Below are 7,883 nucleotides of genomic sequence, written 5' to 3'. Positions count from 1 at the left end.
CCAGGTGCTGATGGCGATCCTGGATCACGACCCGTCCGTGCTGGCTGACCGGCCCGGTCTGCTGATCATCGCCGACAAGGGCTACGTCTCCCGTGAGCTGGACGCGTTCCTGTCCGAACGCGGGGCCCGGTTGCTGCGCCCGTCTTATCGCAACCGCACCCCACACCCCGCCGAGCACCTGCTCAAACCCGTCCGCCAGCTGATCGAGTCGGTCAACGACACGCTCAAAGGCCAGCTCGATCTGGAGCTGCATGGCGGCCGCACCATCGACGGCGTCACCGCCCGCATCGCCCAACGCGTCCTTGCCCTGACCGCCGCCATCTGGCACAACCGCGCCACCGGCCAGCCCGTCACCCGATCCCTGATCGCCTACGACCACTGATCAGTTAGGACTTACTCGTCTAGGGGCGTCGATTGACCGTCTGATGGTGCTCCGACGCCGCGAGCTTGCCGAGCGCCGTCGGCTGCGCACGGCGGCACGAGAGCTGGTGACCGCATGAGCACCGCGGTCGCCCAGCTGATGAACGCATCAACAGCACGACGCTTTGTACAGTCCGTGTCCGCGCCGCTCGCGTTCCGGTTCGCCGACACGAACCCGCGCACTGGTCGTTCCCTTGCCCAGTCACGGTTTCAAGAGCTGCCGCAACACGTGGCCAGCGTCGTCGCGGATCGACTGCGCCTGACGCCGCAGGTGTGGAACGCACTGGCCCAGGACGACGAGGTACACGGCTTCGTCGGCGCGAAGGCGGTGTTCGAGGTGTGGCAGACCCGCGAGGGCTGGCAGTCGCGGCAGTTCGCGCGGCCGGGTACCGAGGTGCTCGACTCTGAGGACGATGGGGTGTGGTTCTGATGGCTGCCAACGCTTCTGGGTTCGTGCCGCAGGTCGAACTGTCCGCCTACGAGCGGGACCGGCCTGTGCTGGACGAGTACCTGACCGAGGTACAGCGGGTCCGGTTCTACGCCGCCGGCCACCGGTGGCCGCTGGTGCTCGGTGACGGCGAGATCGCCGCCGCGCTGCACGTCGCGGTCGGTGAGCTGCCGGAGGACGTGGACGAGCTGGCGGAGTTGGCGTTCCACGGTGTGCTCACCGAGGGCCTGGACTACGCCAGGGCGCTCGACCTAGCCACTAAGGCCTTGTTCCAGCGGCTCGCTCTTGGCACCGCCACGAGCGAGGACCGGCGGCTCTTCCTGGAGTGGTGGAACAGCGCGGACCGCTACTAGGCCTGCGCGCACGCCGCCGCGACGTTGTGTGTGCACGCCCCGCAGTCGCCGCGCACGCTCCCGGCCACGAGCGGTACGGCGCCGTGGGAGGTGGCGTGATGACCGCGCTGAAGCAGGCTCGGGGTGCGGGTGGCTGGTCGCGGACCACGATGGTGCGCAAGCTGCGTGCTGTGGCCGCGCGGCAGGGTGAAAACCTGCCGGGCGATGCCAGCATGGTCCGGATGGTGGCGCGCTGGGAGAACGACGAGACGCTGCCCAGCGAGTTCTACCAGCGGCTGTTGTGCGCGTTGTACGGGCGTTCGCAGGTGGAGCTGGGGTTCCGGCCCGCTGTCGAGGTGGACCGGGACACACTGGTGGCGGTGCTCTACGTCGCGCCGTTCGACCCGGCGACCCGGCCGGTGGAGCAGCTGCGCGCCTACGCCCAGCTCGTGGTGAGCGACCCGCGTTGCGAGGTCGACACGCTCGCGGACGGCATCCGACAGGCCCGGCAGTGCCCGGCCATGTGGCTGGACGTCGACCGGTTGCGCGTCTGCGAGTGCGTGGCGGACACGGTGCTGGCCACCGGGCAACCGCAGGCTGTTCCGCTGTGGCTGTCGGCGGCGCAGGTCGCGGCCGGACGTGTCGCCTCTGCTCTGCCGCAGGAGGTGGCGTGATGCGCGCACACCTGGGCAAGGAGGGTGTCGAGCTCTCGGCACGGTTCCGGGCCACCGGACGCGGGCCGACGGTCATCGCGGCGCGGTTCAACATCCCGCTGCGGTTCGAGGACCTGGTCTCGATCCTCTACGCCGCGCCGCTGGCCGGTGAGCAGCTGGCCGACGCCGACCGCATCCGCGAGACGGTGCTAGACGTCCTGCTCAACGACGGGGCGAACAAGGTCGCCGCCGACAAGGCCCGGCTGGAGCGGGCGATCGAAACGCGCGCGGCCGATGTCGACCAGCCCCGGCTGATCACCTGCAAGCGGCGGGTCACCGAGCTGTTTCTCACCGCGGACAACGGGTTGCGGGACTCGCGTGAGCGGTCGGCGATCCTGCGCCGCACGGGCTGACGCGCCGCTCACGCATCGTGATCACGCGCGGGCACGACGTCAGTTGACGTCAGACGCGCGGATTCTCGCGCACTCGCGTCCTACGCGTGCGTGTGTGTGCGTACGTGCGTCGCGCGCGCCAGACGTTGCCTGACAACGGTTCTGACGAACTTCCGTCCCCTCGGGACGATCACCCTCGGTCATCTTTGGAGAGGTCTACGCGCATGGCACCGGACCCCGCACTGGACGGGACACCAGCCCCCGAGCCGCCCGCTGGCCGATGGCTGCGCCCCGTCCGGGACACCGGCACCGACGCAGCACCCGGCTTGGACGAGCTGGAACAGCTGGCCGCCCACGCCCGCGAACGGGTCGCCCAGGTGCGGCTGTGGCTGCCGCAGATCGAGGAGGCGGTGTTCGACTGCTACCTCGGCAACCTCGCCGCCCAGCTCGACCCGCACACCGAGGCCGACCAGATCGGCGTCTTGGCCACGCTGCTGGGCGCGGCCGGGGCGCACCTGGGTCCCGGCCCGCACCTGCAACTCGGGTACGAGCGGCACCCGCTGCTGATCTGGCCGATGCTCATCGGCCAGACCGGCGTGGGCAAGAAGGGCACCGCCTACAACGCCGCGAAAGCCCTGCTGTCGTTCACTGACAACGACTTCGTGGCCCAGAACATCCACTCCGGACTGTCCAGCGGCGAAGGCCTGGCGTCGGTGTTCGCGGCCGAAGCCGAGACCGGCAAGGCGGGACGCAAGCCGCGGTTACTGCCCGACGGGGACTGCCGGCTGCTGGCCTACGAGCCTGAGTGGGGAACAGTCATGGCCCGCATGCGCCGCGAGGGCAACACCTTGTCCGCGACGCTCCGTGCGGCCTGGGAAGGCGGCAACCTGTCCACCCTCAACGTCGACGCCCGCGTCGCCCGCCAGTCCCACATCAGCATCACCGCGCACATCACCCCGAAGGAGTTCCGCGAGAAGGTCTCCGCCGCCGACATGGCAGGCGGCACCTACAACCGCTTCCTGCCGATCGCCGTCGCGCAGTCCAAGCTGCTCGACACACCCACGCCGGCCGATCCCGCACTCATGCTCCAACTCGGAGCCTCACTGTTCGACCGGCTCCGGCACGCGGGCGACGTCGGCCCGGTCGGCTTCACCGAAGCCGGAGCGCTCGCCTGGCGACGGCTCTACATCGAGTTCGCCAGCCGCGACGGCGACACCGAGACACCAGTCGAGGAGTTCGTCTCACGCGCCGCACCGCATTGCCTGCGCATCGCCGCCATCTACGCCCTGCTCGACCGCGCCGACCGCATCGGCCCGGCACACCTTGCATCCGCAGCCGCGTTGGTTCGGTACTCGATCGCGTCGGCTGCCGCCGTGCTGTGTCCTGACGATGCCGTGGCAACGCTGGCCAGGTTCATTGCTGAGGCTGGACCGGAGGGACGCACGAAGCGCGACATCACCCAGAAGTTCAGCAAGAACAAGACCGCCACCGAGCGCTACCGCCATGCCCTCGAAGTACTCACCGAGACCGGCCGCGTGAGGGTCCTCAAACGCCCTCGTGCCGATGGTCGACCCGGCCGTGCCACCGAGGTGTACCTCATCGAGCCCGGAACCCCAGGAACTTTGGGAACTTAGGAACTTCGGCCTGCGACCTGCGCAAACGCGAAAACCTAAGTTCCGCACCCCGGAACTTAGGTTCACACAAAAGCCCAGGTCAGGACCCAAAGTTCCTAAGTTCCCAAAGTTCCGCCACATCAGCGAAGGGACCAATATCCATGGCCGCCAAGCGACCACCGATCGGCGTCAAGCTGTCGGTCGACATCGAGCACTTGCCCGACCGCCCGACGCCGTACCGCGCTCGCGTGCGGTGGACCGACCCGGTGACTGGCAAACGTTCGTCGCGTTCCCACTCGTGTGAGACCGAGGATGAAGCCGTGGCGTGGATTAAGGGCATGGAGCGCGCCGCCGCCGGTGGCGTCGACCCGAACGCCGCGATGATGACGCTGGCGGAGTACGGCACGCCGGACGTCCTGAAGTTCGCGTTGAGAGGCCTCGAGGACAAGACGCTGCCGCCGTATGTGTCCGGCTGGAAGCTGCGCATCCTGCCAGCGTTGGGGCATCTCCCGGTTCGGATGATCACGGCGGGCGCGGTGGACAGAGCGGTTATGGACCCGGAGTCGGGTTGGATCGCGGAGGAGTGCAGCAAGTCCGTCGTCAAGAACACGCTGGCCATGCTCGTTCGGATCATGGAACAGGCTCTTCGCGACGGCATCATCGATCGCAACCCAGCACGGATCAAAGGCTGGCAGAAGCAGTACGCCCGTGTAGAGGACGAACTGGACGACCCGCGCTCGCTCGCGCTGCCAGACTGGCCCACCCTTCTACGCCTCGCCGACGCGCTGGCCGCTCGTTCGGCCGGCGCGTACGACGGCTGGCGCGACGTCGTGTTGTTCGCCGCGTGCACTGCCGCACGCATCGGCGAGGTCTCAGGCTGCCGCGTGCGGGACATCAACCGGAACGACTGGACCTGGACGGTCAGGCGTCAAACGACGACCGCACCGGGCGGCCTGGTCGACAAGGGCACTAAGGGCAAACGCGCCAGGATCGTGCCGTTGATCGACGAGATTCGCGAGATGGTGGAGCGCCGTATCGCGGAGACGGACGGCACGAAGGACGCGCGGCTGTTCGTCGGTCCGCGTGGTGGGCGAGTCAGTACGGCGGTGCTGCGCGATGCGACGCACTGGGACGAGGTCGTGACCAAGCTCGGGTTCGACCACCTGAAGCGGCACAGCTTGAGGCACACCGGCCTGACTTGGATGGCCGACGCTGGCGTACCGGTCCATCACCTTCAGAAGATCGCCGGGCATGGCTCGATCACGACCACACAGCGGTATCTGCACCCGCACCGACACGCAATCACTGACGCAGGCGCGTTGCTGTCCGCGCACCTGCGTCAGTCAACACATGGCCCGCAACTACGCGTCGTGTAGATCAGGTTGATAGCGATCCGGGGGCAGTATCAACGCTACCGCTGCGGCGTCTCCTGGCCGGACGACATGTGAGCTGCAACAGGTAGAAATTTAGAGGTTATGTCTGTTTTTTACGAAGTTCCAGAGGAACAGGCCAAGGACAACCGTATCGAAGCAGGTCAGGATAACGGAAATCTTTAACGAATCCGAGTAGATCCACCCAAGGGTCATAGCAAGAAACGCGGGGGCGAGGACAATTGTCAAATTAGGCAAGTGGTAGACGACAAAAATTTGCCGAAACCGCAATTTGCGGTCGGTGGATCTAGTATGCCATCCGATAACACCTGGATGGAGACCGACTAACTTACCCTCGATCTCCTCTATATACCTGGAAAGTCTACCGATTTGAACGGTCTGGAAATTAGCCATATTAGCAAGAAGTGCTACGATCACTGGCACTAGCAACAGTATCGCGCTACTTCGCCGTTCAACCCCTACGCCGACGGCCGCGAGACTTAACGTCGTTGCAGAGACTCGAAGTGTCGTTCGATGATCCATCTTCTTGATGATCTCGTCCCGCAGCGCCTTGTATTCCGCCAGCAGGATGTCCACGTAAATTTTGACATCCTCGCCGGAAACTCGCTCGCCTTCTTCCATTCCGCACACTCCCCACCCTGACGCCAGCTTCATACGATTACACTAGCGACTCGCGAAAAAATTAGCGACGTAGCGTTCCGTTTACCCGCGGCTAGTTCGCGATCCATCCAATATGCAGAGGAACGGCGTCATGTCCTCTATCACATGCGACGACCTTCAACCAAACGCGCCGACAGGATATCAATCGACGTCAAAGTAGGTCCGCTTTCAAGGCTACGACCCATGCCACCAATAAAAGAAATATCAAATTCTTGCGACTCGGCGGGTATGTCTACATCGGAAGCAACCTCCTCAATTAGTGATCCAGAATAGTCGCTGTCAAAATCCTGTCTACTTCTGACAATTCCTAACTCTTCGATTTTGACAGTGACACACCATCGCATTGTTGCCACTAGCCACACTCGATCACCCAAACGATAGGTTGATTTACCGAATAGCGAAACAGGCCCCAGAGTTTGAGTTGTCTGCATCCTAACGGGCGATCTCTTACCCTCCAGGAAGGCATCTGCAATTCGACGGGACATTCCGCCAACGTACGGACTGCATACTGCATCTACCGCCACTCTAAAGCCTTCATCATCTGCAATCATATCGAACAGCAGAGCGTCATCTTCGTCATCATCCTGATCAGCAAGCAACGGGAGAAGATCCGCGATGTTCCTGCAGTAGATGAACTCATCAGCACGATCGCCGAGCGACTCTTTCAGCTCGTCTCGAAGTTCTACGTAAAGAGCAGTCTTACCAAACGCGGCCACGTCATTAGACACAAAGTAGACACGTTCGTTCAACTCTTGACACGCCTGTAGAGCAGCGAGCCACAACACAACATCGCGCGCTCCCGATCCAGGCTTAGTCCAAGATGTTGAAGCTGGACGCTTACGCCAGACTTCTCGACGAAGAGCCTCCATATGCGAATCAGAAGTTGTAGGCAAAATTGTGAGGTTTTCCTGAAATGCGGCCAGGCCGGTAGCGATAACACGTTCAACCTCAATATCGCGCCCGTACCCAAGGCGACTAGCTTCACCATCTTTGAACTCGCGAAACGCAGCCTTTGCATCGCGATATTTCACCCAGGCTTCTCTTGCGAGCTCGCCATATCCGGCCTTGAACTCTTCAAAAGTGATGTCCGCTGTCGCGATTGAATGCCCACTGTCGCGAGCCAGCTCACAAAGCAAGCGCCACAAACGGTGTCCCGCCCTCGGTATCCGCCGAAGTTCGTTCGCATCAATCACGATCATGCTCAGAGGATCCTCTCTTGGAGCCAAGCCACGCGTACGAAGGTAGCGGAGCGTGACGTCACATCTGGATGGACACCCGCCGGCACCCGGTCGCGTGTCGAAGGCAGACGAGCGGCGAAGCGTCTGGTCCACATCTGGTCCACGGCGACACCTCACACTCGATCAGAGCAAGATCGAGATAGAAAACACAAAAGCCCGTCTGATCAGGCATTTCGCCATGATCAGACGGGCTTCCGTCGACCGTCGGGACGACAGGATTTGAACCTGCGACCCCTTGACCCCCAGCGGGACAACGGGTGTCCGCAGCCATCCGGACAGTCCATTTCGGCTGGTCGAGTCTGATGAAAGTCCAGGACAGGGCCTCCAGTCCCGCCTAGTCCCACCGGTCCGTGAGACGCGTGTGAGACGGGGCCCGACCATCTGAGGCCTTCTTCCATGAGCAACACCGTCCGTCCAACCGTTGTCCTGGCGCCGCTTCACCGCGAGCCACGACGCATCCGTCCGCCGTTCAACGTGGAAAGCCACGAGCCTGACGATCACCGTTTTGGCGAGACCAACGATGAATGGCGCGCCCGCAACCGCGCTGACCAAGTCACCGCGCTTCTTGAGGCACTGGACGGCATCGAGCTAGGCGCCCACGACCGCCGGATCGTCGAGTGGCTGGCGGGCTGGGATACGTCCGTGATCGGCACGGTCGCCAGCCTCTTCTACCGCGCTCGCGCCGCGGACGGTGACAGGTGAGCATCGAAGCAATCAACTGGGCACTCAACCACGC

10 protein-coding genes are annotated in these 7,883 nt (G+C 63.8%); 8 read left to right on the top strand and 2 right to left on the bottom strand.

The window, feature by feature from the left end; genetic code table 11:
- From LX88_RS39030 to LX88_RS39000, 7 genes are all read left to right on the top strand, one after another.
- Positions 1 to 382: transposase family protein (locus tag LX88_RS39030; RefSeq protein ID WP_504928594.1), on the top strand; the 382-nt coding region annotated here is incomplete at its 5' end.
- A 114-nt stretch (positions 383 to 496) separates the two neighbouring features.
- On the top strand, positions 497 to 850 hold the full coding sequence (locus tag LX88_RS39025; protein ID WP_258952775.1) for a hypothetical protein: 354 nt from the start codon (positions 497 to 499) through the stop codon (positions 848 to 850).
- A complete protein-coding gene (locus LX88_RS39020) occupies positions 850 to 1,221 on the top strand; it encodes a hypothetical protein (protein ID WP_258952774.1) in 372 nt (123 codons plus the stop codon). The genes LX88_RS39025 and LX88_RS39020 overlap by 1 nt, the downstream gene beginning before the upstream one ends.
- 98 nt (positions 1,222 to 1,319) lie before the next feature.
- A complete protein-coding gene (locus LX88_RS39015; RefSeq protein ID WP_258952773.1) occupies positions 1,320 to 1,874 on the top strand; it encodes a hypothetical protein in 555 nt (184 codons plus the stop codon).
- The gene (locus LX88_RS39010) at positions 1,874 to 2,266 is read left to right on the top strand and encodes a hypothetical protein (RefSeq protein WP_258952772.1); all 393 of its coding nucleotides are present in this window, start codon (positions 1,874 to 1,876) and stop codon (positions 2,264 to 2,266) included. The genes LX88_RS39015 and LX88_RS39010 overlap by 1 nt, the downstream gene beginning before the upstream one ends.
- 203 nt (positions 2,267 to 2,469) lie before the next feature.
- The gene (locus tag LX88_RS39005; RefSeq protein WP_258952771.1) at positions 2,470 to 3,879 is read left to right on the top strand and encodes a DUF3987 domain-containing protein; all 1,410 of its coding nucleotides are present in this window, start codon (positions 2,470 to 2,472) and stop codon (positions 3,877 to 3,879) included.
- Between the two features lie 140 nt (positions 3,880 to 4,019).
- Positions 4,020 to 5,234 (top strand): tyrosine-type recombinase/integrase, encoded by a 1,215-nt coding sequence (locus LX88_RS39000; protein ID WP_258952770.1) that lies wholly within the window; start codon positions 4,020 to 4,022, stop codon positions 5,232 to 5,234.
- 90 nt (positions 5,235 to 5,324) lie between these two features.
- Here LX88_RS39000 and LX88_RS38995 read toward each other — a convergent pair whose 3' ends face one another.
- Positions 5,325 to 5,903 carry a hypothetical protein gene (locus LX88_RS38995; protein WP_258952769.1) on the bottom strand — a complete coding sequence of 193 codons (579 nt, stop codon included), beginning with the start codon at positions 5,901 to 5,903 and terminating at the stop codon, positions 5,325 to 5,327.
- 107 nt (positions 5,904 to 6,010) lie between these two features.
- A complete protein-coding gene (locus tag LX88_RS38990; RefSeq protein ID WP_258952768.1) occupies positions 6,011 to 7,108 on the bottom strand; it encodes a PIN domain-containing protein in 1,098 nt (365 codons plus the stop codon).
- Between the two features lie 435 nt (positions 7,109 to 7,543).
- Between LX88_RS38990 and LX88_RS38985 the strand changes: the two genes are divergently transcribed.
- Positions 7,544 to 7,849, top strand: coding sequence for a hypothetical protein (locus LX88_RS38985; RefSeq protein ID WP_258952767.1), 306 nt, complete (start codon positions 7,544 to 7,546; stop codon positions 7,847 to 7,849).
- The last annotated feature ends 34 nt before the right edge of the window (positions 7,850 to 7,883 follow it).

The sequence above is a fragment of the Lentzea californiensis genome, assembly GCF_024648825.1.
GTDB lineage: Bacteria > Actinomycetota > Actinomycetes > Mycobacteriales > Pseudonocardiaceae > Lentzea > Lentzea californiensis.
Note: the sequence above shows the minus strand (reverse complement) of the source record. Positions and strands in the feature narration are given on the sequence as shown.

Coding starts and splice junctions, on each gene's coding strand:
- LX88_RS39000 (WP_258952770.1), top strand. CDS start 4,020: ATGGCCGCCAAGCGACCACCGATCGGCGTCAAGCTGTCGGTCGACATC.
- LX88_RS39010 (WP_258952772.1), top strand. CDS start 1,874: ATGCGCGCACACCTGGGCAAGGAGGGTGTCGAGCTCTCGGCACGGTTC.
- LX88_RS39025 (WP_258952775.1), top strand. CDS start 497: ATGAGCACCGCGGTCGCCCAGCTGATGAACGCATCAACAGCACGACGC.
- LX88_RS38990 (WP_258952768.1), bottom strand. CDS start 7,108: ATGATCGTGATTGATGCGAACGAACTTCGGCGGATACCGAGGGCGGGA.
- LX88_RS39020 (WP_258952774.1), top strand. CDS start 850: ATGGCTGCCAACGCTTCTGGGTTCGTGCCGCAGGTCGAACTGTCCGCC.
- LX88_RS39015 (WP_258952773.1), top strand. CDS start 1,320: ATGACCGCGCTGAAGCAGGCTCGGGGTGCGGGTGGCTGGTCGCGGACC.
- LX88_RS38995 (WP_258952769.1), bottom strand. CDS start 5,903: ATGAAGCTGGCGTCAGGGTGGGGAGTGTGCGGAATGGAAGAAGGCGAG.
- LX88_RS38985 (WP_258952767.1), top strand. CDS start 7,544: ATGAGCAACACCGTCCGTCCAACCGTTGTCCTGGCGCCGCTTCACCGC.
- LX88_RS39005 (WP_258952771.1), top strand. CDS start 2,470: ATGGCACCGGACCCCGCACTGGACGGGACACCAGCCCCCGAGCCGCCC.